The sequence below is a fragment of the Verrucomicrobium sp. BvORR106 genome (assembly GCF_000739655.1).
GTDB lineage: Bacteria > Verrucomicrobiota > Verrucomicrobiia > Verrucomicrobiales > Verrucomicrobiaceae > Verrucomicrobium.
Map to the genome: position 1 here is coordinate 21,277 of NZ_BATR01000163.1, position 24,944 is coordinate 46,220.

A 24,944-nucleotide genomic window follows, 5' to 3' on the forward strand; every position below is an offset into this window, starting at 1 on the left:
CCGGATTGTTTCCTTGTCAACCGTTGCGTAAACTGGCGCTGATGAACGGTGTCTCCCTCCCGCCAATCCCGGCCCTGACCTTGTCGGCTGGACTTGCCCTGCTGTTGATGGCCCCTGCCTGGGGCCAGAACGGGAACGGCGGCACCTCGAAAGAAAAAATTGAGTCCCCTGCCGTGGCGGACACCGCCCTGAAGGTAGACCTTTTTGCCAGCGATCCACTACTACGCACGCCCATCGGGCTGACGTTCACCCAAGACGGCAAGTTGCTCGTCATCGAAAGCAACACCCACTTCCGCCCTCCCGGCTACCAGGGACCCGAGCACGACCGCATTCTCTGGCTGGAAGACGCCGACAAAGACGGCAAGGCCGAAAAGGCCAATGTGTTCTTTGAGGGCACCAGCATGACGATGGATCTGGCCACGGCTCCGGATGGCTCCGTCTATGTGGCCACGCGCAATGAGATCCTCCGGCTGCGGGATGCAGACGGGGATGGCAAGGCTGAGCAGGTGGACCGCAAGCTCGTCTTCCTGGAGTCGGAAGGAAACTACCCTCACAACGGCCTGGGCGGGCTGGCCTTCGACGGCAATGGTGGCCTTTACTTTGGGCTGGGAGAGAATCTCGGCGCCGCCTACACAGTGTTGGGTTCAGACGGCAGCAAGCACAGCGATCAAGGAGAAGGCGGAAACATCTTCCACGTCACCATCGAGGGAGCCAAGCTCCGCCGCATCGCCACCGGCTTCTGGAACCCCTTTGGAGTCTGTGTCGATTCCTGGGGCGATCTCTTCGCCACCGACAATGATCCTGACTCCCGTCCGCCCTGCCGTCTGCACCATGTCATCGAAGGGGGCGACTACGGCTACCAGTTCCGCTATGGCCGCAGCGGTCTGCACCCCTTCATCAGTTGGGACGGGGAACTCCCCGGCACCCTGCCCATGCTTGCCGCCACGGGCGAGGCCCCATGCGACATCACCTTCTACGCCCCGAATGCCACCAAGGGCTTCCGGGGGCTTTCCGCCCCCTGGCATGGCAGCCTGCTGGTTGCCTCCTGGGTGGATCACACCATCGAGGCCTACAGCTTGCCGGACACGGCCCATGCCTACCTCCCCGCGGAAAAGAAGGTCCTGGTTCATGGTGGCAACGATTTCCGCCCAGTCGCCTTTGCCACGGCTCCCGATGGCTCCCTCTATGTGAGTGACTGGGTGAAGCGAGACTACGAACTCCACGGCAAGGGACGCATCTGGCGAATCTCAGCCAAAAAGGTGACCGACCTAAAGGGCCCGCTCGCTGTGAAAAGCGGCGTCGCCTGGAAACAGGAACAACTCGACAAAATCCTGAAGAAGGAAAAGGTCACCGCCCTGGAGGCTGCCGAGTGGCTCAATGACCCCAATCCGTGGACCTTCTCCGCCGCCATCACCCGGTTGGCCAGGGAGCAGGACCTCCTTTGGATTCTCAAGGACAACAAGCTCCCCTACCCACGCCAGCGACAGGGATTGCTCCTCGCGCTCAGCCGCGACGCCAAGCGCACGGGAGCCGAGCCTCTGCTGCTGCCCAGGGAATTCCTGGCCGACACGGATCCCACCGTCCGCCTCCTGGCTTTGAAGTGGGTTTCGGACAACCGGATGGCGGACTATAAGGCAGACGTAGAAAAACTCCTGACCGACCCCGAACTCACCCCCGCTCTCTTTTACGCCGGCGTCACCGCCCTGGGGCGGCTGGAGTCAGAGCAGCTCCAGGAGCCAGATCTCATCAAGCGATTGAAGGCACGGCTGGCAGATGCCCAGACCCCGTTCCGACTCAAGCGTGCCGCTCTGGAAATCCTCCCAGATCGCGAACATCAACTTCTGGCTTCCGATCTCGCTCCCCTCTTGAACGAAGGCGACGGCAGCTTCCAGGAGTTTGTCACCCAGATCATTGGCTCCCTCCGCGACAACAATCGCGAAGGCCTCCTCAGACAAGTGGCGTTTGATCCCAAGAAGTCCCCGGAAGCAAGATCTGCCGCCTTGATGCGCATGACTTTGAATGAGGAGGACAAGAAGGCTCTCGGCATCCTCAACATGGACTCCGCCCCCGTCATGAAGCGCGCCAAGGAGCTCGCCATGAGCGATGCCCCGCTTCCGCCCCCACCAACCGGCCGTCCACCGCTCAACGACATTCCCGCGTGGGAGAAGTATCTGGCCGCGGTGCCGGGCAAGACCGACCTTGCGCAGGGACGCGAGGTTTTCTTCCACCCCAAACTTGGCGGCTGTGTGCTCTGCCACCGCATGGACGGTGTGGGCAGCCCGGCCGGCCCCAACCTCTCCACCATCGGCGCCGCCAAGTCGCCCGATTATATCCTTGAATCCCTGCTCCAGCCCAGCCGCAATGTCCCGCCCCAGTACGAATCCTACAACCTGACCACGAGCGAGGGGAAAGCCCGTACCGCCTTCCAGCTGATGGAGCGCGGCAACGTCCACACCTACATCGGCCTCGACGGCCGGCCGTTTGATGTGAAGATTGAGGAAATCACCAAACGCGAGCACCTCCCCGTTTCCATCATGCCCGAGGGCATGGTCGCCCGTCTCAGCGATGTGCAGATCCGGGATCTTGTGGAGTATCTGAAGTCGAAGAAATAGCAACGGTTCAGGCTGAGGTGCTGGAGCGGCCAACAATTCCAGGCCCATTCCCGCATTCCTCTCCGCTCCCGCCCCGACGGGGACCGTCGGACTACTCCCGCAGCGCCGCCTCAGGTGTAGTCCGGTTGTCCCAACCGGCTCAGTTGCCGCAGAGCGATACGCCCAAGCCACCGTTCCCCATGTTCCGCAGCCCCGTCTGCCAATGGCGTCACTTCTCCCGGATCACCTCTCCCCGCCAAAACCTCAGGCCTTGCGCCTTGTGTCTTCCAGTCTTGCGTCTCTCTCCTACTGCCTCATGATCAGCACATCCTCAGTCCGTGCCATCAGCCGCAGTTCATCAGGGCTGGGTTGGTACAGCGTGGAGGGATTCATCTCGCTGATGCGGAGCAGCGTCCCGTCCCGGGTGCAGAGTTCATACTGCACCATCTCACCCAGGTAGGTGGTCTCGATGATGTTCCCGAAGAAGCGATTGGGGGAATCCCCCACCTCTCCCAAGAAGAGGGCCTCGGGCCGGATCGACAAGGTAACCGGCTGTCCTGCCACGGGCACAAACTCCCCGCTCGGGCTGCCTCGCAGCATGCCACAGGGGGTGTCCACGTCCCAGAGACCATGCCGGTAGCTCTGTTGTTTCACCGTACCATTGATCAGGTTCGTCTCGCCAATGAAGGCCGCCACCATCTTGCTGGCCGGCTGGCAATAGATCTGCGGAGGGGTTCCCACCTGCACGATCCTTCCTCCATCCATCACGGCCATCCGGTCCGCCATGCTCAGAGCCTCCTTCTGGTCGTGGGTCACATAGACCGCCGTCAGTCCAGAGTCGCGGCAGATCCTGCGGATCTCGGAGCGCATCTCAATGCGCAAACGCGCGTCCAGATTGGAGAGCGGTTCATCGAGCAGCAACACTTGCGGACGCACCACCAGTGCCCGGGCCAGAGCCACACGCTGCTGCTGCCCTCCGCTGAGTTGTGAAATGCGCCGATCCCCCAGCCCGTCCATCTTCACCATGGCAAGTGCGTCCTCCACCCGCTGGTCAATCTCCTTGGCCGGACGGCGACGCTCCTCCAGACCAAACGCCACGTTCGCCGCCACATCCATGTGGGGCCAGAGGGCATAACTCTGGAACATCATGGCCGCCCCGCGCCGATGCGGCGGCAGGCCGCTGACGTCTTCCCCGTCAAAAAGCACCTGCCCCTTGTCCGGCCGGTAAAAGCCCGCGATGTGGCGCAGCAAAGTGGTTTTTCCACAGCCGCTCGGCCCGAGCAAGAAGAACATCTCCCCACGCAGGATCTCCAGGCTCACGTCATTCAGCCCGAAGACTTGGCCGAACCGTTTTGTGACGTGCTTGATGGAAATCGAAACCATCCCGCTTTCTAGTGGGTCTCAAGGGTGGTGGCAAGCAACGAACCTCACAACCTGACCGGAGCCTCAAGCCCCGGTATCAGCTGCATGCTGCCTGCTACCGGCGCGAAGGCGAAGCTGCGTGCTTGAGGATGAACTCCACAATCGGTGTGCTGTCCTGCAACCCGTGGGGGTGATGACCCACGCCTGCCTTGGCGATCAATTCAATCGGGGCACCCAGCTTGCGATAGCGCTCCGCCACGAGGCCGGTGTTCTCCTGCCAGGGCACGATGTCGTCCGAATCTCCGAACACGTGGATGATCGGCACCTTGCGCTTGGCCAGCCCTTCCAGATTGTCCACCGGGTTGCCTTTGAACGCGAGGGCCTCGGCTTCGTCCTTGAACCCCCAGAGGTCCATCACGAGCTGCCAGTTCTTCGCGTCACCCTTGCCCTTGCCTTTGCCACCGGGCCAGCTCTTGAAGTCGCACACCGGTGCATCGCCATAGATGCAGGCCACCTTGTCCGGGTTGGCGATGGCCCAGTTGTAGCAGTACAGACCGCCGCGGCTCAGACCAACAAGAGCGGGTTTCTTGTTGAACCCATACTGCTTGGTAAGCACGGCATAGAAAGCGTTCCAGTGCTTCACCGCAGGGGGGCTGCCCAGCATGTCACTCACCCGCATGTAGGCGATGTGGAAACCTTTTTCCAGCAGGGCCACATCAGGGTCCGGCTTGTGACCAAAGAACTCCCCATGCCAAACCCAAGGCTTGCCCTTAGCCGCCGTCTTCGGCGCGACCACGGTCACCGTCGGCCCATTCACATCGAAGTCGTAGCGGTCAAAGCCCTGCCACTTGCTGCGACGCCCCGGGAAGAGCGCGGGACCAGTCGGTTCTGAAGTCGCGTCCACCGTGCCCACGGGCAGCGGAATCACCCCTGGGTTCTTCAAAGCTGGCGGTGGTACCGGCGCGGAGAGCGGCACGGCTTCCGCCTTCACCAAGGTGGCCGCAGCCACCATGGGCGCGGGGGGGAGTGACAGGGAGGGTGCCGCTTCTGGAGTGGCAGCGGGAGGAGCCGGCGCAGGCTCGGGGGCCGGGGCAGGCTCAGGTTGCGATGCGGGAGCAACGGCCACCATCGGTGCCGCTTGCGGTTCCACCACAGGGGCTGGAGCTGGAGCAACCGCCACAGGCATCGGGGGAGCCGCAGGCTCCGGAGCGGGCGCAGGTGCAGGCTCCACCGCAGGAGGCACTGCCATGGGAGCGCCTGTCGCAGGTTCGGGAACAGGCACCGCTGTGGGCACCGGCGCTTCAGGAGCAGGGCTGCCAGCCAGCACTGCGGAGCCGCCTTTGAGGATCGCCTCGATTTCCGTCGTCAGGGCTGCGGCTTTCTGCTGCGCTTCTTCCAGAGGGAGACCGTCCTTCACCCCGGGTCGCTTGTGCCCCACCTCGCTCAGCCAGGCGGCTTTCATCAGCTGCTGACGCTCCGCCACCACGGCATAGAGCTTGCCCAGGCGCCCCTCTGGCGTGGTCAGATCTTCCAGCTTGTAATCATGCTTCACACCCCACGAGGCCAGCACCGGCTGAGCCATTACCCAGTGCCCCTCAGCATTGGGATGCACGCCATCTTTGGCCAGGGTGAACTCGGGATCCGTTTTGCGCTTCTCCTCCAGGTAGTCCGCCATGACGGTGTGCACGTCCACCACCCGCCATCCCGTGCGGCGGGCCTTGCCATTCATCCACAGGGTGTAGCGGTCGAGCACTGAATTGTAACGCTCAAAGGGCTGGGGATAGGTATTCCGCCCCGCTGGCAGCACCTTGTCCTTGATCGGCAGTGGATCAAATACCGGTGGGGTCAGATGAGTGATGGCAATCTTTCGATCCCAAGACCGGTCGCGCATGACCTGAACCCCCGCCACAAACTTGACGAAGCGGTCATCCCGATACGGATGGTAGATGCCGTCGTTCATCCCATAACAAGCCACAATCAGCTGGGGCTTAGTCTTCTCCAGAGCCCGCACCAGGCGCTCATGCAGATTGGGACGCGGGAACTTTCCCTCCGCGTGGCCGTTCTCAGAAAGCCCGGACACCGTCTCACTGGCGAGCCCGAGGTTGATCATGTCGTACCGCTTGTCCGTGGTCGCCAGAACAATGGTCTCCAAGTACTCGATGTACTTGCCATCCGCGGTGATGCTGTCGCCGAGGAAGAGGATGCGCTCCGCCTTGGGCAGCTCCCCCACCTTTCCCACGGAGTAGCCGGAGGCGGAACTTTGCGCGGACACTTGGCTGGCCCCCAGCCCAGCGCAGACGGCCATCACGGCAGACAACACGGAGGTCGGCCAGGCGTGCTTCAAAAAGAGATTCATCGCGAGAGAAGTCGGAGGTGGGTGAGAAAGGACGGGCAGGAGTTCGCCAGACGTGCCCGAAGACACGCCGCCCTGCCGAGAAGGCAGGGACTGCAAACCGACCTCTGAAAACGCCCCTCGCAAGCGATTTTTGACAATCTGTGCGGGTTCCCGCCCCGCAGTACCCCTTAAGATGCAGGCTTCGAGGGTTCGCTGGCGTGCTTCAGAATGAATTCCACAATCGGGGTGCTGTCCTGCAGGCCATGCGGATGGTGACCCACACCTTTTTTCTCGATCAGCTCAATGGGGCCACCCAGGCTCCGATAGCGGGTGGCGATGATCCCGGTGTTCTCATCCCAGGGCACCACGTCGTCCGCATCACCGTAAACATGGAGCAGCGGCACCTTGCGCTGCGCGAGAGGCCCTAGGTTGTCCACCGGATTGCCCTTGTAGGCCAGAGCCTCCGCCTCGTCCTTGAAGCCCCACAGCTTCAGCACCAATTGCCAGTTTTTAGGATCACCCTTCCCCTTCCCTTTCCCGCCGGGCCAGCTCTTGAAGTCGCACACCGGAGCGTCCGCATAGATGCAGGAGACTTTGTCCGGGTTGGCGATGGCCCAGTTGTAGCAGTACAGACCACCACGGCTCAGCCCGACCAGCGCAGGTTTCTTACCCAGTCCGTACTGCTCGGTCAGCACCTTGTAGAAGCCATTCCATTTCTCCACGGCGGGCGGGCTGCCCAGCATGTCATTCACTCGGAGGTAGGCGATGTGGAAGCCCTTTCCCAGCAGAGCCACATCCGGATCCGGTTTGTGGCCAAAGAATTCCCCATGCCAGACCCAGGGTGCCCCCTTCGCGATCGTTTTGGGCACCACCACACTCGCCACCTGCCCATTCAGATCGAACTCATAGCGATCAAATCCCTTCCAGTTGCTCTTCTTGCCGGGGAACGGCGCAGTAGCCGAAGCAGAGGCCGGTGCGGGAGCAGAAGCCTCTGGCTTGGCCACCCCTACCCAGGCGGAAGGCCCTGCCGACAGCAGAGTCTGGATCTCGGTCGTCAGAGCGGCGGCCTTCGCTTGTGCCTCAGGCAGCGGCAGCCCCGGGGCCACCCCGGGCCGCTTGTGGCCCACATCGCTCATCCAGGCCGCTTTCATCAGGCGCTGGCGGGCAGCCACAGACTTGTAGAGCCTCGCCAGCCGTCCCTGAGGCGCCGTGAGATCCTCCACGCGGTAGTCATGCTTTACCCCCCAGGCGCTGAGCAATGGCTGGGCCATCACCCAGTGCCCTTCGGCATTGGGATGGATCCCGTCACGACAGAAGCTGAATGCTGCGTCCGCTTTGCGTTTCTCCGCGAGCGCCTTGGTCATTGCCCCATGGACATCCACCACCACCCATTTATCACTCTCCGCCATCCGCTGGAGCCAGGCACCATACTGCGCCAGCACACCATCATAACCTTCAAAGGGCCTCGGGTACGCGTCCAGTCCCGCCGGCAGGACCTTGTCTTTGATCGGCAAGGGGTCGAACACGGGGGGCGTCAGGTGGACGACGCCGATGCCGCGGGAAGCAGCTTCCTTGCGCAGGTCACGCATCCCAGACTCATATTTGCCAAACCGCTCCTCACTGTAGGGGTAGTAGATCCCGTCATTCATCCCGTAGCAAGCCACCACCAGCTGCGGCTTGGTCTTCTCCAGAGCCCGGGTCAGCCGCTCGTGCAGATCCGGGCGCGGGAACTTCCCACCCGCGTGCCCGTCCTCTGAAAGCCCGGAGACAGTCTCGCTGGAAAGGCCAAGATCGATGATGTCATACCGCTTGGAAGTCGTGGCTAGCAGTACGGTCTCGATATACTCCACATATTTGCCATCCGCGGTGATGCTGTCCCCCAGGAAAACGATCCGCCCCGCATCGGGAAGCCCTTTAGGTGTGGCGGAGGAAGCACTGGCTGACTGGGCCAGGAGGGTATCCGCGCCCATCAAGGTGGATACGGAAACGGCAGCCGACAGCAGCAGGGCCGACCAGGAACGATTCAATAGAGTGGACATGAGGTGACGGTGAAGGAAGCGAACGGGGCGCATACCGACGGGTTCAGCACTTGCCCCTCCCTCTAATAGCCAGCACCCTGGCCTTTCTTCCCAACTATTTGCAACTCAATGTGGTAAAACTTCGCCAACGGTCACCCTCATGGCCTTGAGCTTGAAGGGGCCAAACAGGGTCGCCAGAGCCACATCCGCCGCGTCACGTCCATAGGCCACCACGATGCGGTTCCCCTTGGTCACATCCTCCGTGGCATCAAAGGTAAACCAGCGCCCTCCCAGATAGGCCTCAAACCACGCATGGAGATCCATCGGCTGCAGTTCGTGCAGGAAACCCACCACCATGCGCGCCGGGATATTCATCGCCCGGCAGAGACTGATGCCCAGGTGTGCGAAATCCCGGCAGACGCCTGCCCGGCTCTGGACGGTGTCCAGAGCGGAGGTAGAGGAGTGGCTCGCTCCGTGTTCATACCTGACATTCCGGTGAATCCAGGTCCGGATCCGGGCAGCTCTCAGGTAAGTCTTGGGGGAGTTCCCGGCCACCTGCATCGCCAGCTTCCCGAGCTGGTCAGACGGGCAATATCGGCTGGGCAGCAGATAGTGCATCACCTCGGTGGGGAGCTGCTCCACCGGCAGTATGGGCGCCATCAGGTCCACATCCACTCCATCCGCCACGTCCGCCCGGTACTCCACCGCCAGATGCAGCCGCCCCTTGGGCATGACGAGCCTTTGGCAGAGGTTGCCATAGAGATCGTCAAACTCCACCACCGGCACCCGTGGATGGAGATGAAACGACTCCTTCATGATCCACTGGGCCCATCCGCTCCGCGGACGCAGCATGAAGACGGCGGAGACGGGACTGGGACATTCATAGTCCAACTGGCAGGTGGCATCGAGGATCATGGGGTGAAAAATCGCGACCGGGTTCCGCCAGGCCGCCTACCCCGGATTCGCCCTGCCCTGCAGCGATGGCCGTGAAGCATGCCGGGGAAGTTGCCTTCCCGCTCAAAATGGTTTTACATCACATCCATGCGTACCAACCCTGCATTGGCCATGGCGACTCTTTGCCTCACCCTTCTGGCCCTGGGCCCGGTGGCGTGCAGCGGCCCGGTCAATCCCCGCACACCTGTCTCACGCAAATCAGCCCGGCAGATGGAGCATTACAACAACGTGTACGGTGGGACCCCGGTACTGGGAGAGCCTTCCCGTGACTCCCAGTATGTGCCACGGCAGCAGGAGCAGAATGGGTTCAACACCTTCCAGATTCATTGATCGAGGCGGAGCCCCCCCTGCCCTCTCCGCAACTCAGCCCCTCCCCAGCCTCGCCATGGATCCCCTCACTCCACCTGTGCTTCCTGAAACCACGCTGGGCGGATTGACGCCCGGTGAGATCCGGGCGGTCACCCATGAGCGGCTCCGTCTGCTCTCCTGGGGTTATTTCATCGCTGGTGGCATGGGCATCTTGTTCTCCAGCTTCTTCCTCATCTATGTGGCGATCTTTGGCGCGGTTTCGATGATTCCCGCCTCCCAGTGGGAGTCTTCCTCTTCCCACCAGCACCGTCATGACGAGCAATTCGTTGGTGACCATGCCCCGTCAGCGCAGGACGGAAACCGCGAGGAGACGCCTTCAGCCACTTCACAAAGTCAGCATTCCTCCGGGCCACCACCGGTCTGGATCTTCCGTATCTTTGCCGGGGTGATGTTTGTGGTCGTCCTGATCGGCTGGGCCATCTCCGGGCTTACCATCTATGCCGGCCGCTGCATCCGCCAGCGTCGCAATCGCCTGCTCATCCTGGTGATGGCGGGCGTCAACGTGATGAATATTCCACTGGGCACACTGCTGGGAATCTGCACCTTCATCGTCTTGCAGTCTGAGCCGGGCCGCAAAGAGTTCGCTGGAGCGTGAGACACCTGGCAAAGACGCAACCAGCTGCTACGCACCAGGCGCTCACCTGCCTGCGGGCCCGCCCCGCAATGAGAGGTTCTTGAACTCAATGTCAGTATCAAACCCTCCCCAAATCTCCCAGCCCACCAGCATGGAAGCGAGCCAATAGTCCTCGACCCGATACAAGCGATTCTTCTTTTGAGCGAGGCTCCGCTGAGTCGCAGCGGCCAGGCCTTCACGGATGAGCTGCTTCACATCAATGTCGTAAGACACCCACGAACTCGCCTTGAGCGTCGGGTGGGCCCCTGAGAAATACACGCCATCACCGAACTGGTCGAGCCCGATCCACGGCGCCGAGCCTGGCACGTTTGCCTCATTTCCTTCCGAAAAGATCGCCGGAACCAGCATGTAGAACTTGCCAGTGTCCGCAAGCCGCGACGCGCTACGTGGCATGAGAATAAAGGCCATGTAGAAAATGGCATGATTGGAGGCGCCGTATTCGGCCTGATGATCCCAGTCACTGCTCTTCTGCAGACGGTTCAAACGGATATCGATCCCAAATCGAAGCCGTTGCGGCCCCTCGACTCCTAGCTTCTCGCCCTCAGAGAGGACAGTGCCGGGGGCGTTGTCCTTGGCAAAATGCTGGCCGATGAGGAAGTGCGGCCACACGGTGTGAGGGTCTCCATACTTCGGAGCCCTCCCCTCCTTGTCAGGCAGGTTCAGGCTACCGCCTTCGCGCCATTCTTTTGCCGTATCCAGCTTCATGCGCACCACCCCATCTTCGATCTGGAACTGCTTGGCTCCATTGGCGGTGGTCCAGTTGAAACTGCCCGGTCGCGGGAGGGTCGGGGTCTTTCCGTTGTGGGCGAAATGCAACTGCTCACTGATTTCCCAAAACGCCCACTGGGAGTTCTTGACGCCCTTCTTTGTCCAGCGCGACAGGCAGTCGGCCTGCTCCTCCGGGGACAAATGGTTGGCATAGCCCTGAGTCACGCCTTGCACGAAGCCGGGATCACGAAGGATTTCGACTTCTCCATTCGCCCCGGACTCTGAGCGACCTTCCTGTGAATAAGCGACTACGGTGCCGAAGAGGAAGGCAGTGAGCGTTATCTTGAATATCATATTCTTCAGCGTCTGGCAGGGCCACTGGCCATCGCCATCCGGCCTCGTGGCTCGCAGTTCACGAGCCGCCTCCTAAACCTCTTGCAACAGTGCTTGTCCCGCCGTTGGCCGGGCAAGCGTTGCCTCGCAGGAGGAACAGCCGGCTAACCTCCTTGGCTGACCGTCACCGCCAGTCCCGGCACCGCTTTGATTTTCTCAGCCAGATATCGCGAATAGATGCTCGCCCCCAGCTGGTTCAAGTGGGTGCGGTCGGCAAGATCGCCCTCGCCCGCCCCACACTCGTCGGTGTCCAGAATCTGGATCACGGCCGCGGGAGTTGGCTTGAGGGAAGCCACGTAGTCGGAGAACTGCCGGAATCCCTTGCTGTAGCGCGGATCCGACTTCACGAGCTTCACCACATCAGGATGCACGGGCATTTGGTGAAGCACCACCGGCACCTTGTGTTCATCAAGCCAGGCCAGAAGATTCCGAAGAGATTCATCCTGCAATTCCGACACCCGCCAGTTGCCAAAGAAACGACGCGCCACCATCTCCGGTGACACCTTCTGACGATCACGGTTGTAGCGATGGGCGTGATTCACCACCCAGCCAGCCGCTGGGAGAGCCTTCTGCTCCGGGCAAGGGCAGAGCGCATTGCCCGGGCAGGGATCAAGCACATTGAGGAACACTGTGCGCAGAGATCGCCGGGCCGAGTAGAGCGGCAACACCAGATCCATCAACTGCCGTCTCCGCATGTGAGCACTGGCGATCGTGAGGCGCTCATGCAGGGTCGCCTTCTGACTCAGACTCAGCACCATGCGGTCATCACCTTCCAGGCCCTTCTGCAGGACGAAGGGGTTGATCTCCACCACCGCCAGATGCAGGTCCTTGAAACTCTCAGGATTCCGTCGCACGAGGCTCCACATATCGAACGGTGTGCCTCCGGGGGTACCGAGATTGCGCACCCGCTCCGCTTTTTCCCCGAGGCAGGTGGCCACTTCGCTCTCAGAGATCCCGAAGACGCTCTGGCTGGTGCCAAAGCAGGCAACCTCCACCGGATTGGGATTCTTCTTCAGGTAGTAGGTTTCCACCGCGCCGTACGCGTCCATCCCGCCCCGCTCGTCGAAGTGGGGCAGCCCCCGCAAGTTTTCCGCTGCGAACCGGCCCGCCAAGAGGACGGCCAGCGCCACGAGCGCTCCTGAACCGAACCACTGCGAAACGCCGCGCTTGGGTGGGGTGGGAAGAGTGTCTGCCATGTGGAGGGTAGAGTGCCGGAAACGCATAACATACCCAAGTAAAAAATCCAACCTCGAACCGGGAGTGATTTACTCAGAGGTCATCCCGCACCTTGTCTGCCGTCACCGGGTCCATCAGGGTGCGGATGTTTTCCCCCAGATGCAGCGAGTAGTAGCTGGCACCGCTTTCATTCAGGTGCATGCGGTCCGCCATCCCTGACTTCCCGGCACCACATTCATCGGGATGCAGCAGTCGCACCATGCCTGCCGCCTTCGGTCGCAGGGTCTCTACGTAGGCGGAGTACTGGGTGTAGCAGTGATGAAACTGGGTGTCGCTGCGGATGAGATCCACCACCTCAGGATGCAGCGGGAACTGGTGAATGAGCACCGGGATTTCATGCTCCTCCATCCAGGCCAGCACCTTCTTCAGGCAGAGATCCTGCAGGGCGGAGGCCTTCCACCCCTTGGAGCCCACGAGCCTGCGGGCGGCCACCTCCGCAGGCACCATGGAGCGTTTGGTCACGGCCCCGGCATTTTGCATGTACCAGTCGGCAGCCGGGTGAATGCGTCCTTCCGGGAAGGGATAGAGCTCCGCACCCTCTACGGGATCCGCCAGAGCAAGGAACACCGAGCGCAGGGAGTGCCTGGCTGAAGTCAGCGGGAGCAGCCACTCCGCCTGCTGCTTCATCCGTTCATGCCGGTAGTGCAACAGGTTGCGCTCCTCGAGGGTGGCGTACTGGCTGATCGAGTGCTGCAAGCGTGGATCGCCCTCCTTCACCGCCTGCATCATGACGGGATTCACCTCCACCACGGCCAGCTTCAGATCATCAAAATACTCCGGATTTCGGCGGATCAGGTTCCACATGTCGAAGGGCGTCCCCGCCTCCACCCCCAGCACCCGCAGTTCTTTCGGATCATGTCCAGAAGCGCGGCCCACCACCTCCGGCACTAGCCCCCAGAACGTCTGGCTGCTGCCAAAGAAAGCCACCTGTGGGTCCACCGCCTTCTTGCGCAGACCATAGTGCTCCACGGCAGCAAAGGCTTCCATCGCCCGGCCATCGTAGTGTCCCAGCGTCCGGAAGGGCTCCGCAGCCAGCCTCCCCAAGATGAACAATCCGGCGGCGATCAGCGCCCCTGAACCGAGCCAGCGTCTCCGGATAGGAGGGGCCACCGGAGCATCAGGGTTCGGGGAGTCGGTGTGAAGCATGGTGAATAATGAATGAATTTTCATTCATAGTCCAGCGCCCACCGATTCTGTTGGGGATCTTTTTTATCACCTGCCTTGGGTGAACGGATCAGGCCGCCAAGACGTCTTCACCACCCTGGCCGTCCGTGAAGGGGCCGTCAGACAACTCGATGTCCGGATTGCGATTCTGGAAGGTGCCCAGGTACCACGCGTCGGAGATCAGCAGCACCGGGCGGCCCAGTTCATCGCGAGCCAGCGCCGTTTCGCGAACGGCGGTCACTGCATCATCCGACCAGGCCTCCCCACCCTTGCGGCGGACCCAGCGGACCACCTGCCAGGAGGCGTTCTCCAGGCGGGATTCCGCGTTGTACTCGGACTGGAGGCGATATTTCACCACTTCAAACTGCAGAGGCCCCACTGCCCCCAGCAGAGGCACTCGCTGCACGGAGCCTGGCTGATGGAACTGCTGAATCACGCCTTCCTGGAGGAGTTGCTGCAACCCTTCGCGGAAACGCTTGTATGTGGCAGGTGAGTCACCATGCAGGTAGGCGAAGCACTCCGGCACAAAGCGGGGCATCACATCGAACTTCAGCTTGGGATCATCCGCCAAGGTGTCACCGATCATCAGGTCGTAGTTGCCCACCACGCCCAGCACATCCCCTGCGAAGGCCTCATCCAGGGTCTCCCGCTCCCGGGCGAACACACGCTGGGAGTTGGACAGCCTGACCGCCTTACCGGTGCGTGGGTTGTTCACCACCATATCGCGACGGAAAGCCCCTGAGACCACACGGAGGAAATAAATACGATCCCGGTGACGGGGATCCATGTTTGCCTGAATCTTGAAGACGAAAGCCGAGAAGGCCGGAGCTTCGGGAGCGACAGCGCCGGTATTCGCCACGCGAGGCGCGGGCGGAGGGGCCATCTCAAGGAAGGCATCCAACAGGAGTTGCACACCGAAGTTGTTGCTCGCACTGCCGAAAAACACGGGAGTGAGTTCACCACGCGAGATGGCATCCATGTCGAACGCGTGACCCGCCCCATCCAGCATCTCCAGCTCTTCACGGGCCTGGGCCAGGGCATGCTCATCGACATGCTCCTTCACATACTCGTCATCCAGTCCACCCACCCGAACCGGAGCCCGGTACGCACCGCCGGCAGTACGCTGGAAAAGGTGCACCTGGCTTTCGCGGCGCTCAAAGATCCCTCGGAAGCGGTCCCCCATGCCCAGCGGCCAGTTTTGCGCGCAGGCACCGATGCCCAGCACCGTCTCCAGCTCGTCCAGCAGCGTCAGCGGCTCCCGGGCGGGCCGGTCCAGCTTGTTCATGAACGTGAAGATGGGCACGCCGCGCTTGCGGCAGACTTCAAAGAGCTTCCGCGTCTGGCTTTCGATACCCTTACCCGCATCCACCACCATGATGGCAGCGTCCACCGCCGTGAGCACCCGGTAGGTATCCTCGGAGAAGTCCTTGTGACCGGGGGTGTCCAAAAGGTTCACGACGCAGTCCTTGTACTCGAACTGCAGAACGGTGGAGCTCACCGAGATCCCACGTTGCTTTTCCAGCTCCATCCAGTCGGAGGTGGTGGACCGCTGATTCTTTCTGGCTGTGACCGATCCCGCAAGCTGCACTGCGCCCCCGTAAAGGAGGAGCTTTTCCGTCAGCGTGGTTTTCCCGGCGTCCGGGTGGGAAATGATGGCAAAGGTGCGGCGGCGGCGGACTTCGGAGGCAATGTCCATAAGGTCAGGTCAGAATCGAGCAGGCTCCCCCGAGAAGTCCCAGAGGAGAAAAGTGGGTGGCGAGCAAACCACGGAAAGCCGGTGCTGGCAAGCGATGGCACTCGCAAGCAACGAGGTTCCAAAGAACTTGTCACCTGATTCAGCCCCCATTTGCTCGACACGGAGGCAAATTCATCGCATTGCGAGCAGCCCAAACCTTTGTCCCTTCATCCAATGAGCAAAAGCGCCCCTACTCAGCTGAAATCAGCAGCCAATGCCCTTATCGCGATAGGCTTCTTCTACATCCTCATCATTGTCATGGTCTTCACCATGGCCTCACGGCCACCGGACAAGTTTGGCTCCATTTTTGGCAGCATCGTGCTCGGCTTCGGATTGCTGCTCTGGTTCGCAGCTTTTTTGCTATACCGCTGCAATAGAACTGGTCGCATCATCTGGTACATCTGTTCACCGATTGTCCTGCTTCAGTTTCCGATTGGGACCATCTTGGGCGTCATGGTGTATGTGCATCTCGGGAAAGAGGAGTCTCGGAAAGCTCTCGCCTCACGAAAGACCTCTCCTCCGGCTCTGCCAGTGACGGACTGAGTAGTCTCCGCCCGCCACTGGACCAGTAGTCATCAACTACTCAGAACTGGAAATAGACGAAGGACACGCCCGTCATCTCGCCCAGGTAGGTGAGCAGCAGCAACAGGCACCCGAAGACAAGTCCCCGCTTCCAGGAGGGCGCATCGTCCGCGACAGGGCGCTCGCGATCATTCCACCAGCAGGGGAAATCCAGCAGTACGATGACGAGTCCGTAGAACGCAAAGTAAACGGCAGGGATGGTGTCCGCCGTGGAGAACCCCTTGGTGAAGATGCCCGCAATGTGGTTCCATGCCTCCATCAGGTTCCTCGTCTTCACGAACACGAGGGTCAGGCACACCGCGTGGAAGGTGAGAAACATGCCCGCCAGCTGCACTGCCCAGGCGCGGGGAGTGTGCGGACGGTGCGGATGCTTGCCTGCCTTCGGCCCCGCCCAGAGCTTGTGGATCACCAGCAACAGCCCCAGCACCACACCCCAGAACACGAAGTTCCACGAGGCCCCGTGCCAGATGCCGGACACCAGCATGGTGACGAAGAGGTTGAACGGAATCCACTTCTTCCCCCGGAAGATGCGGCACAGCGGGACGAAGAGATAGTCCCGCAACCAGCTCGACAGGGAAATGTGCCAGCGCTCCCAGAACTCCGTGATGTTGCGCGAGAAGTACGGCTGGCGGAAGTTGATCATGAGCTCCACCCCCATGAGGCGGGAACAGCCGCGCGCGATGTCGCTGTAGCCGGAGAAATCCCCGTAGATCTGCAAGGCAAAGAGGTAGATGCCCAGCAGCAACCCCACCCCGGAGTGCGGTAGAGCAGGATTGAAGGCGTCCGCTGTAATTGGGGCTATGGCATCCGCAATCGCCACCTTCTTCACATAGCCGATGATCACCAGTTGGAGGCCGCTCCAGAAGCGTTCTGGCGTCAGCGTGCGCTGCCGCATGAGCTGGGGCAGCAGGTTCGGTGTCCGTTCAATGGGCCCGGCGACCAACTGCGGGAAGTACGCATGAAACAACGCGAAGTCCCAGAAGCGATCCGGCGGCTTTTGGGAACCGCCATCCACGTCGATCAGATAGGACAGGCCCTGGAAGGTGTAGAAGCTGATTCCTGCCGGGAGGATGAAGTTCCGTTCCACCGCCGTGAGATGCCAGCCCATCTGGGCGGCCAGCGCCTCCACGTTCTCCATGAAGAAGCCGCGATACTTGAAGTACCCCAGCATGCCCACATTGATCGCCACCCCCACCCAGAAGATGACCCGCCTTCGCTTCGACTCCTCAGGCAAAGGATACAGCGCCACGGCGCAGACATGCGTGGCCACGGTGGACGTGATCAACAGTGCCAGAGGCAGCACGCGGTCGAAGCCATGCAGGCCGGGCGCGTTAAGCCCCCACCATCCGTAGAAGACATAGCTCGCCGCCAGGAGAAACCAGTTCTGCCAACGCCAACGGCGTGCCATCATCCAGTAGACGGCGAAGACAACGAGAAAAAAAACGACAAACTCCGGTGAGTTAAAAAGCATCAGTGAAACAAGAATGACGATAGGCGCGTGATCTCACACCTCCGATGGCCATATGCCCGGAGGTTAAGTTATTGGGGTGTGCCTCACTCATCTGAAGCACGTCAGCCCGGCATCACGGCGGCGTCATGGTCTTGGTCAATGGCATCGCTGGTCTTGAGCTTAGGAAACCTGCGTTGGCAAATCGGAATATGAAGAAAGTTTCAGCATGGATTCACCCGCACGCCCTTCGCGAGCCGCGAAGCCAAAATCCGCCAGGAGCGTCTGCACTGGCACATTTTTCGCCGTGGGCAGGTATTCGCCAACGACGGCATCGTAACCTTGTGCCAGAGCTTGGTGCACCAAGTGATTGAGCGTCCAATGCTCAACGGTCCGCCCCATCGCCCGGCAGCTCATCAGCCAAGTGTCCAGCCGCAGGGCATTCTCCTCCCCTGTCTCTTTCGTTCCCAGCACCACCGCGATCAATCCGTAGTCGCCAAACTTGTCTGCCAGACTCACGGCAAATGCCACGGTTCCAGGGGCAGCGATCATTTCCTCCACGGCCGCGCGGGAATGGCGTCGGGTGGTGAGATTGAACTGGTTGGTCTTGGTGATGAGATCCACCACCCGATCGAGATTGGCTTCTGCGACAGGTTGGGCTTCGGCCTTCATCCCGAGCGAGGCAAGGTAATCCTCCGGGGAGGCTGCGGTCTCCTGACTGGCACGCCGAGAACTTTCCGCCTGATACTGCGCGGCCCGTTCTGTATCCGCGCTGGTCACATCCACCGCCTCAAATGCCAGGGACTCCTGGAGCGCCCGGATGTAGAGGTCCGGATCGACCGGAGCCTCCACCACCGTCACTTCTGGCAACTCGGCCCGCATGCGCTCGCGTTCCACCGGGTTGTCATCAAAGAACACAAAACTGTCCAGCCCCAGATTGAGCTCCTTTGCCATGAGCCGCAGGCGCACCGGCTTGGGATCCCAGCTCGCGTGAAACGCCGCGAAATCGGAAAGCTGCAGCACCATTTCATCATTCTTCTCGAAGGGCTCGCGAGCATCGGCGTCGTTGTTCTTGGAGGAGACCGCGAGAATCACGCCCGAGTCTTTGAGGCGCTTGGCGTATTTCTGGAAGGCGGTAAACGCCTGCCCTTCCCCGGTGCCTCCCACCGCGATGCCATGAGGCCCGTTCTCCCCCACCACGCCCCCCCAGAGCGTGTTATCCAGATCCAGCACCAGAACCTTCCGCCTCCCGGAGGTCAGGGCGCGCACGCCCGTGGCCAGATGACGGCCGACCCGTGACAACCCCGCCGGCGAAAAGGGCTGCTTGAGCCAGTGGTAGTTGCGCTCATCATAAAACTCCGCCTTGCCGCGCCAGGCGCTCAGGCTTTCGAGATCCACGTAGTAAGCCCCTGCCGGCAGGGCCGCCCGCTGCGCCGCATTGACGCGTTGCACCAGTTCCACCGTGCCACCACGTCGGGAGGAAAGGCTGTAACCCAAGGGACCGGGATGCACCCAGTCATAGGAGACCTGCACCAGTTTCGATTTCAACCGGGCCACTTGTGCCCAGACCTGCTTGAGAAAGGCCATCTCATCATCCACACGCTCCACCGTGCCACGATCTCCGGCCCCAAGGAGACGCTGATGCCAAGGCAGGACCACGATCACGGCCGGAGCACTCTCCGGGGACAGCTGCATGAGCTCCTGCAGCACCTGATCATACTCGCCATCCTTCACACTCACCCGCAGGCCTTCAGACCAGGCCCATGCGGTGACCACCGGCGGCAGATAGGTGGTGGTGCATTGTCCCAGCAGCAGCACTTCCACAGCCGACGCGTCCCCTTCACCTGCAAGTCCGGCGGAGGCGGGAAGGTCTTTTTGCAGCAACTTTCCCATTTGCGCGACCTGCCCCGGCTCCAAGATCGGCACCACCTTTCGAGCCAGCCGCAGGGCCTCGTTGAGGGCACCGTCCTTGCGCAGACGGCGGTAGTTGGCAACGGGATCCGGAGAGGTGTTTGGCTCCATGGTCAGTCGGCTCAGAAAAGCAAATCGGGACGCTGTCTCGGCAGATCAGATGGGCGTCTTACTTCTTCTTTTTCCGGTCCACGAGTTCCACGAGATCCCCCACGTTCTTAAGATAAGCCATCTCCGAAGTGGAGAGACGCACCTTGAAAGCATCCTCCACCTCCATCATCAGCGTCACGTGCTGGACAGAGTCCCAAGCCTCAATGTCCTGGGCGGTGGTTTCATTGGCGATCACCAGTGAGTCGTCGTCGAAAACATTGCGAAAAACCTCCTGAAGCTGCGCGAGAGTGCTCATGATTCTTCCGCTAGCTCAAGCCGGGGTTTTTATCAACCCGGTGTTGCTGGAGGCTGGCTCTGCCCTGGATTTCGAACAGTCCGTTTCTCGACAACTTCTCCGGGCTGCCCTAGCTTGGGCCAACCCTGGCCATGAAATCCCCCCTCCTTCTCCCGCTGTGTGCCGCCTTGGCAACCACCCTCGTGGTCCTGCCTGCCTGTTCCAAAAAACAGGAAAGCCCCCCAGCCAATGCGGAACAACTGGCACCCGCGCCACCTGCCTACAAAACTCTGGCCGATGCGCCGGAAGCGGATCGCGTAGCCGTGGATGCCTTTGCGAAAAAGCTGGAGCAGGATCTGAAGACTGACAATGCCGCCGGCGTAAAGGCAGCCTTTCACCTCAAAGGCATCATCGCCAAGATCCTCAGCGGCGTGCATACCTCTGGTCCGGACATGGACAAATTCCGCCTGGGGATGAATCAGGGTCTGCGACAGAACCTGGACCACCTCATCAAGATGTGGTCGGAACAGCACGTGGCCTACAAGCATCTGGTCATCCATGAAGGCCTGCTCAAGCCCCGCTTCCGCTTCTCCTCCGACACCACCGGCACCATCCTCCTCGACTTCACCGTCGAAAAGGATTCCGAAGGCAAATGGGGGATTGTCGACTTCTACAATCAGGTTCTCGGCACCGGGATGGTTGAGCAGAGCCGTCAAACCGCACTTCCTGCTCTCGCAGAGCTGGACAAGTCCTTCATGAAGCGCCTGTTCGACAAACCCAACACCAAGCTGGAGGACATCGAGAAGTTCGGAAAGCTCTCAGACAAGTTCCGCCAGCAAGATCACAAGGGCGTGGTCGAAATTTACAACTCGATGCCCACGGAGTTGCAAAACAACGTGACAGTCAATGCCCTGTATCTGGGCGCATTGCAGGCATTGGGTGACGCAGAAGGGTATAAAAAGGCCCTGCTGGCCTCCGCAAAAAACTCCACCTCTGCCAACTTCCAGTTCAAACTGGTGGATCTCTACTTCATGGAGAAAAACTACGACAAGGCGATCGAGTGCCTGGATGCCTTCATGGCGTCCTTGGAGAAGGACGCCGAGCTCCTCTCCTGGAAGGGACAGCTGCAGGTGGCCAAAGGAGAATCCGCCAACGCGGCCACCACCCTCCGTGAAGCCTTGACCCTGGAGCCCAAGAATGAAGACATCCATGCCCAGGCTCTGGACGTGTTCCTGGCCGTGAAAGACTTCGAGGCCACGGCCAGCAGCATGAAGTTCCTGGAAACCACAGGCAAGTTCAAGTTCAAGGACTCCCTGAAGGATCCTCTCTGGGCGGAGTTCCTCCAGTCTCCCGCCTCCCAGCCCTGGCGTTGAGCCAGGCCCGGAGGCGAGAGCACAAAAGTACCTCTTGCTGGCACAAAGGCGCGCCAGTTGCTCGCTGGGATTCCCGTAATCCCCGCATGACCCGACGTTTTGTGATTTCTGCGCTGGCTGCGGTTGCCACCGTGCTGGCCGCATCCGCCTCTCCTGCCGCCCCGGTATTCCAAGCCGGAGCGCACGCCCAGGACATCTCCCCCACTCACTTCCCCACGCCGGTGAACGGCAGCCTGAAGGGCGGCTTTGCCAAGGGGATCACCGACCCCATTCACGCGCGATGCCTGGCGCTGCAGGATGGCAGCAACGCGATGATCCTGGTGGTGGTGGATGCCTGCATGATCCCCCAGGACATCTGTGTCAAGGCCAAGGCGCTGGCTTCGGCGAAGACGGGCGTGCCGGTCAACAGGATGCTCATCTCCGCCACGCACACGCACAGTTCCGCCACACTGGCCTCCGTGTTTCAAAGCGATCCTGATCCCGCCTACATCGCCGCCCTGCCCGAGCGGATCGCAGCAAGCCTGATCACGGCCTATCAAAACCTCGAACCTGCGGAAGGGGGCTGGGCCATGGGGGAAGATGCCACCCAGGTCTTCAACCGACGCTGGCTGGTGAAAGAGGGAGCCAGCTATGAGAACCCCTTCGACGGCATGGCCGACCGGGCCTGGATGAACCCCGGCGTGGGCAATGCCAAGGTGAGCGGGCCCACCGGTCCCGTGGATCCTCAGGTGGCTGTCTTCGCCGTGCGCTCCGCCGCCGACAAACGGCCGCTCGCGGTGCTGGCCAACTACAGCCTGCACTATGTGGGAGGGAATCCGGCGATCTCAGCGGACTACTTTGCGGCCTTTGCCAATGAGCTCTCCCATCAACTGGACGCCGGGGACCAGCGCTATCAGAACAAGCCCCCCTTCGTAGGGATCATGTCCAACGGCACCAGCGGCAACATCAACAACATCAACTTCGGAGCCACCGTACCGGCAGGAAGACTGCGCGCCGGGCAGCGCATCCAGGAAGTGGCCGCCTCCGTGGCCGGGGCGACCATGAAGGCCTACGGAGCTATTCCGTGGAAAAAGGACCTCACCCTGGACTCACGCGAGGAAGTGCTGCAGCTGGATGTGCGCAAGGCAACGGGTGACGAGCTGGTTCGAGCCCGCAACATCCTGGAAACAGTGCCCAAGGACAAGGACGGCCAGTGGGCCGACCGCAAGGCCATCTATGCGCGGGAGGCCGTGCTGCTGGACGCCTACCCTGACAAAGTCCCGGTCAAGCTCCAGGCGCATCGCATCGGCGATCTCGCCATCACCAGCATCCCCTGCGAGGTATTCGTGGAGATCGGCCTGGATCTGAAGAAGACGAACCCATTCAAAGGCAGCTTCACCATCTCCCTGGCGAACGGCTACAACGGCTACCTGCCAACCACGGAACAACATGCCATGGGCGGCTACGAGACTTGGAGAGCCCGCAGCAGCTATCTGGAGGTGCCCGCGGCAGACAAGATCAGCGCCTCGTTGAAAGCCATGCTCGCCAGCCTGAAGAAAGACGCATCCTGAGGTTTCAGGAAGCACAGGCGCGCGGGAGGAGTATGACTCGCGGGCTGACTGAAGGAAAAGCGTGCTTTGCCGGAGCAAATTCGGTATGTAATAGGAAAACGCCACGGGTTACCCCGTGGCGGAACCCCCACCCGATAGCACCTATGCAACCTCGCGTTTTCCGGGCCGCCGTAGCGGCCGCCGGTCTTCTGTGCCTGCCCGCCTTGATGGGCGCACAACCCAATCTGGCCCAACCGGTGAATCCCGCCCTGCTCTACTGGCAGGGCATCGGACTCCTCACAGAGATGACCCGAAATGAGGTCGCCCTGTTGCAAGGGCATCGCAACGGAAACCATTGGGATCCAGAGAACGTGCGAGCCATTCTCTCACACCAAAAGGCCGCCCTCAATCGTTTCGCGAAAGCCGGGGTTTCCACCGCGCCTTGCGACTGGGGCCTGACCCTGGAGGAAGGCCCCTTCATGCCGCTGCCTCATCTGGGGAAAATGCAGACGCTCAGCAACCTGGCGCTCATGAAGGCGGCGCTTGAATTCAGTGAAAGCCGCCCGGGGAAGGCTCTGGATGCACTGGAGGCCGTCCGACGGGCGGCGCGGCATGTGGCAGAGGGCGACATGATCGTCACCGCCATCACCCAGTACTCCATGGAGAGCGACGCTCTCGCCCTGCTGGCCAAGCATCTCCTCACGCTGGATGAAGCCACGCGGAAGGAACTCCTCACCAGGGAAACCAAACTGCCGCCTCTACACACGATGGCCCAGGCCATTTCTGGCGAACGGGGCTTCGCAGCCTGGGCCGAGCAACAGGCAACTGAGGTGGCCACGCTGATGATGCTGCAAAACTCAGCGCAGGCCGCTGGTGCCACTGAAACGGGGTCGACCCCGCCCCTCCCTCACACTGCCAGTGGCGTGGACGAGCATCTATTTTCCACCCTGACTCCGGAACTGTTGAACACCTGGCTGGCGGAGATGCGGTCGCGCTATGCCGACGCCGAGTCCGCCCTCAGCCTGCCCTGGCCGCAATCCCAATCAGCCATCAAGGAACTCCAGGAGAAGCTCAAAGCGGGCAATCCGCTGGTGCGCACGATCTTCCCTTCCCTGCAAGCCGCACGGGACACCCAAGCCCGCACAGAGACCCATCTCCTTATGGTGAAGCTCGCCCTCCAGCACGGCGCGGGCCTGACGGCCGAGATTGCGGCAAAAGCCACCGACTCATTTGCCGGGCAACCCCTCCAGTTCAAAAGCAACCCAGACGGCGGTTACACGCTCTCCAGTCAGCAGGTCGTGCGGGGCAAACCAGTGGCCCTGAAGGTTGCAGGCTTGAAGCAAAACTAGAATTTCTGAACTCTTGTTAAGCAATTCTGTCAAAACCGGGTCTCTGGCGAATGCCTCACCATTCTGGAGGTGCCGTCAATCAGGTCATGAATTCGTCTTCCCCAGCGGATCCCGGTCCTGCCGGACCGAAGATCCTCTATCACGATGAGTGGGTACCCAACCGGAACCGTCGGCGCATCGCCGCAGCCCTGGCTGGTACCGCAGCGGGAGCGTTGCTCGGCACCGTAGGGTACCCCTGGATCGCCGGATCGCGTCAGAAGGAACTCGCGTCCCTCTGGGACCGGGCCTGGAATGGAGCACCCCAATCCCCCCGCGAGCTGGTGCAGCGCATCCGGGAAGAGGCAGGCGACCGGGAGAGCACGCACCGGCCCATGGTGCTGGACGCCACCGGAATGGCGTACCAGACTTTCCTGGAAGAGCTGAAGCTCCAGCACATCCGTCCGCTGGACCTTCTGGCCGCCCACTTTAGGAGCCGCCAAGGGGTAAACAACGAACTGCCCGGCCGCCACCTCTGGAAAAACATGGTGGCCACCTTGCGCATCGCAGACCGCCTTCAGGACGAACTCGGCGTGCGCCTGGTGACTATCGCCAGCGCCTACCGCAGTCCCGCCTACAATGCCACCTGCCCCGGCGCGGCCCCCCAGTCCTTCCACCTGCAGAACCTCGCGCTGGATCTGGTTTACGACTGCCCTCCTGCCAAGGTGGCGGAAGCGGCCCACGCCCTCCGCAACCGCGGCCTGTTCCGCGGCGGCATCGGCAAATATCCGAGTTTCACCCACATCGACACTCGCGGAAAGAATGCGGATTGGGGCTGAGGAAATGCGGAATGGGAAGCGGACCAGTCGTGTCGATCCGAGTCCGTCAGTCTG

19 protein-coding genes are annotated in these 24,944 nt (G+C 61.3%); 8 read left to right on the plus strand and 11 right to left on the minus strand.

Going from position 1 to position 24,944, the window contains the following annotated elements:
- The first annotated feature begins 41 nt into the window (after positions 1 to 41).
- Complete coding sequence (locus tag BV106_RS28875; RefSeq protein WP_038170657.1) at positions 42 to 2,612, plus strand: PVC-type heme-binding CxxCH protein; 2,571 nt, start codon at positions 42 to 44, stop codon at positions 2,610 to 2,612.
- A gap of 285 nt (positions 2,613 to 2,897) precedes the next feature.
- On the opposite strand, the gene BV106_RS28880 is transcribed toward BV106_RS28875, so the two are convergent.
- From BV106_RS28880 to BV106_RS28905, 4 genes are all read right to left on the minus strand, one after another.
- Positions 2,898 to 3,974, minus strand: a complete 1,077-nt coding sequence (locus tag BV106_RS28880; RefSeq protein ID WP_038170658.1) for an ABC transporter ATP-binding protein — start codon at positions 3,972 to 3,974, stop codon at positions 2,898 to 2,900.
- A 94-nt stretch (positions 3,975 to 4,068) separates the two neighbouring features.
- On the minus strand, positions 4,069 to 6,309 hold the full coding sequence (locus BV106_RS37670; RefSeq protein WP_051946455.1) for an SGNH/GDSL hydrolase family protein: 2,241 nt from the start codon (positions 6,307 to 6,309) through the stop codon (positions 4,069 to 4,071).
- Positions 6,310 to 6,476: 167 nt separating this feature from the next.
- Complete coding sequence (locus BV106_RS37675; RefSeq protein ID WP_081892410.1) at positions 6,477 to 8,327, minus strand: GDSL-type esterase/lipase family protein; 1,851 nt, start codon at positions 8,325 to 8,327, stop codon at positions 6,477 to 6,479.
- 105 nt (positions 8,328 to 8,432) lie between these two features.
- Positions 8,433 to 9,221 carry a transglutaminase family protein gene (locus tag BV106_RS28905; protein WP_038170659.1) on the minus strand — a complete coding sequence of 263 codons (789 nt, stop codon included), beginning with the start codon at positions 9,219 to 9,221 and terminating at the stop codon, positions 8,433 to 8,435.
- A 126-nt stretch (positions 9,222 to 9,347) separates the two neighbouring features.
- Here BV106_RS28905 and BV106_RS28910 point away from each other — a divergent pair, with 126 nt between their 5' ends.
- Both BV106_RS28910 and BV106_RS36415 read left to right on the plus strand, forming a co-directional pair.
- Positions 9,348 to 9,590 carry a hypothetical protein gene (locus BV106_RS28910; RefSeq protein WP_265596184.1) on the plus strand — a complete coding sequence of 81 codons (243 nt, stop codon included), beginning with the start codon at positions 9,348 to 9,350 and terminating at the stop codon, positions 9,588 to 9,590.
- A 55-nt stretch (positions 9,591 to 9,645) separates the two neighbouring features.
- Positions 9,646 to 10,224 (plus strand): hypothetical protein, encoded by a 579-nt coding sequence (locus tag BV106_RS36415; protein WP_051946456.1) that lies wholly within the window; start codon positions 9,646 to 9,648, stop codon positions 10,222 to 10,224.
- Positions 10,225 to 10,266: 42 nt separating this feature from the next.
- Here BV106_RS36415 and BV106_RS28920 read toward each other — a convergent pair whose 3' ends face one another.
- The 4 genes from BV106_RS28920 to BV106_RS28935 form a co-directional block, all read right to left on the minus strand.
- Positions 10,267 to 11,325 (minus strand): hypothetical protein, encoded by a 1,059-nt coding sequence (locus BV106_RS28920; RefSeq protein ID WP_038170661.1) that lies wholly within the window; start codon positions 11,323 to 11,325, stop codon positions 10,267 to 10,269.
- A gap of 143 nt (positions 11,326 to 11,468) precedes the next feature.
- Positions 11,469 to 12,560 carry a hypothetical protein gene (locus BV106_RS28925; RefSeq protein WP_038170662.1) on the minus strand — a complete coding sequence of 364 codons (1,092 nt, stop codon included), beginning with the start codon at positions 12,558 to 12,560 and terminating at the stop codon, positions 11,469 to 11,471.
- A gap of 73 nt (positions 12,561 to 12,633) precedes the next feature.
- Positions 12,634 to 13,746, minus strand: coding sequence for a hypothetical protein (locus BV106_RS28930; protein ID WP_038170664.1), 1,113 nt, complete (start codon positions 13,744 to 13,746; stop codon positions 12,634 to 12,636).
- Positions 13,747 to 13,834: 88 nt separating this feature from the next.
- Positions 13,835 to 15,460 (minus strand): peptide chain release factor 3, encoded by a 1,626-nt coding sequence (locus tag BV106_RS28935; RefSeq protein ID WP_038170665.1) that lies wholly within the window; start codon positions 15,458 to 15,460, stop codon positions 13,835 to 13,837.
- Between the two features lie 213 nt (positions 15,461 to 15,673).
- On the opposite strand from BV106_RS28935, the gene BV106_RS28940 reads away from it, so the two are divergent.
- Positions 15,674 to 16,042 carry a hypothetical protein gene (locus BV106_RS28940; RefSeq protein WP_038170666.1) on the plus strand — a complete coding sequence of 123 codons (369 nt, stop codon included), beginning with the start codon at positions 15,674 to 15,676 and terminating at the stop codon, positions 16,040 to 16,042.
- Between the two features lie 40 nt (positions 16,043 to 16,082).
- On the opposite strand, the gene BV106_RS28945 is transcribed toward BV106_RS28940, so the two are convergent.
- The 3 genes from BV106_RS28945 to BV106_RS28955 form a co-directional block, all read right to left on the minus strand.
- A complete protein-coding gene (locus BV106_RS28945) occupies positions 16,083 to 17,552 on the minus strand; it encodes an MBOAT family O-acyltransferase (protein WP_051946457.1) in 1,470 nt (489 codons plus the stop codon).
- Positions 17,553 to 17,711: 159 nt separating this feature from the next.
- A complete protein-coding gene (locus BV106_RS28950) occupies positions 17,712 to 19,550 on the minus strand; it encodes an HAD-IIIC family phosphatase (protein ID WP_051946458.1) in 1,839 nt (612 codons plus the stop codon).
- Positions 19,551 to 19,608: 58 nt separating this feature from the next.
- Positions 19,609 to 19,845 carry an acyl carrier protein gene (locus BV106_RS28955; protein WP_038170667.1) on the minus strand — a complete coding sequence of 79 codons (237 nt, stop codon included), beginning with the start codon at positions 19,843 to 19,845 and terminating at the stop codon, positions 19,609 to 19,611.
- Positions 19,846 to 19,976: 131 nt separating this feature from the next.
- On the opposite strand from BV106_RS28955, the gene BV106_RS28960 reads away from it, so the two are divergent.
- The 4 genes from BV106_RS28960 to BV106_RS36420 all read left to right on the plus strand — a co-directional run bounded on the left by BV106_RS28960 (position 19,977) and on the right by BV106_RS36420 (position 24,890).
- Entirely contained in the window at positions 19,977 to 21,197 is a 1,221-nt protein-coding gene (locus BV106_RS28960) for a hypothetical protein (protein WP_038170668.1), read from the plus strand.
- Positions 21,198 to 21,283: 86 nt separating this feature from the next.
- Complete coding sequence (locus BV106_RS28965) at positions 21,284 to 22,747, plus strand: hypothetical protein (RefSeq protein WP_038170669.1); 1,464 nt, start codon at positions 21,284 to 21,286, stop codon at positions 22,745 to 22,747.
- A 143-nt stretch (positions 22,748 to 22,890) separates the two neighbouring features.
- Positions 22,891 to 24,075 (plus strand): hypothetical protein, encoded by a 1,185-nt coding sequence (locus BV106_RS28970; RefSeq protein ID WP_265596185.1) that lies wholly within the window; start codon positions 22,891 to 22,893, stop codon positions 24,073 to 24,075.
- Between the two features lie 86 nt (positions 24,076 to 24,161).
- Positions 24,162 to 24,890 carry a D-Ala-D-Ala carboxypeptidase family metallohydrolase gene (locus tag BV106_RS36420; protein WP_265596186.1) on the plus strand — a complete coding sequence of 243 codons (729 nt, stop codon included), beginning with the start codon at positions 24,162 to 24,164 and terminating at the stop codon, positions 24,888 to 24,890.
- The last annotated feature ends 54 nt before the right edge of the window (positions 24,891 to 24,944 follow it).